Source organism: Salinimicrobium oceani (assembly GCF_012037645.1).
Genome location: NZ_JAAVJR010000021.1, coordinates 1 through 1,456, shown reverse-complemented (window position 1 = coordinate 1,456; position 1,456 = coordinate 1). Strand labels below are relative to the sequence as shown.

The following is a 1,456-nucleotide window of genomic DNA, read 5'->3' as shown; positions in this document are numbered from 1 at the left end:
AACGAGCTTTATCTTAAAAGATTAATCGTTGGTGGTTTCGACGGAGTTTATGAGTACTCCAAAAACTTTAGAAATGAAGGCATGGACAGGACCCATAATCCGGAATTCACCGCCATGGAGATTTATGTAGCTTACAAGGATTACAACTGGATGATGGAGTTTACCGAGAATCTCCTTGAGCATTGTGCGGTTGCTGTGAATGGTACTTCAGAAGCTACCTTCGGAAAGCACCAGGTAGATTTTAAAGCGCCTTACGGCAGAATCACCATGACCGATGCAATCAAGAAGTTCACCGGATTTGACATTACAGGCAAGTCTGAAAAAGAACTTTTTGAAGCTGCAAAAGATATGGGCATTGAAGTGGATGAGACCATGGGGAAAGGAAAGTTGATCGACGAGATCTTTGGCGAAAAATGTGAAGGCAACTTCATACAGCCTACTTTCATTACAGATTATCCTAAAGAAATGAGTCCGCTTTGTAAGGAACACAGGGAAAATCCGGAATTGACCGAGAGATTTGAGCTTATGGTCTGCGGAAAAGAGATCGCCAATGCATATTCTGAACTTAATGATCCTATAGATCAGCGAAACAGATTTGAAGAACAACTGAAGCTTTCGGAAAAAGGTGATGATGAGGCCATGTTCATCGACCATGACTTCCTTAGAGCCCTGGAATATGGAATGCCTCCAACTTCGGGCCTCGGAATTGGAATGGACCGGTTGATCATGTTCCTAACCAACAAACAATCCATACAGGAAGTGCTTTTCTTCCCTCAAATGAGACCGGAAAAGAAGGCTGCCACTCCAAAACCCGAAGATTTTATAAAGATTGGAGTTCCGCAGGAGTGGGTTGATACGGTAATGCATGAATTTGGCACCGTTGCAAAGCTAAAAGAACAAAAACACACGCAAGTACATCAAAAACTGAATGGCCTGCGCAAAAAGAACAAATTACCTATCGCTGCCCTGCAGTTGGACGAGGTAGAAAAATGGTTTGAATAAAAACCCCATGGGAAAATTTTCAAATAAAAAATTCCAAATTCCAATAATTTCTTTTGAAAATGGAATTTTAGGGCGGTATTAAAAAAGGCTGTCTAAAAGATCTAATTGATCGTCATTCTGTTATTTCAGAATTGTATAATCCGATTCAGGATTAGAACCTGAAACAGGTTCAGGTTGACGTATCTAAAATATTTTTTAGACAGCCTTTATTTTTTTCAATTCTGAAGCCTTACTTTTTCCCTCCAAACATTCCGCCTAGTTTTCCGGCTGCACCGGCAATTCCGCCACCGCCACCTTCTGCATCGCCTTTAAGATAATTATCCACCTGGCTCGCCAATGCGGGAGGCATTCTGTCTTTAAGAAATCCTGCTACAGTATTCACAGCCGTTTGGGCTTGTGCCGTTGTAATTCCTGCTTTTTCTGCTACTAAATTCACTATCTTTTCCATTGCTCG

General features: G+C 41.5%; 2 protein-coding genes. One reads left to right on the top strand and one right to left on the bottom strand.

Annotated features, from left to right (window positions below; translation table 11 throughout):
* Nucleotides 1-1,002 (top strand): lysine--tRNA ligase (locus tag HC175_RS15055; RefSeq protein WP_317172321.1); only part of this gene is annotated, 1,002 nt, incomplete at its 5' end.
* Between the two features lie 229 nt (nucleotides 1,003-1,231).
* Here the strand turns inward: HC175_RS15055 and HC175_RS15050 are convergent.
* Nucleotides 1,232-1,456, bottom strand: a 225-nt coding sequence (locus HC175_RS15050) for a hypothetical protein (RefSeq protein WP_209310001.1), incomplete at its 5' end; no start/stop codon positions are given.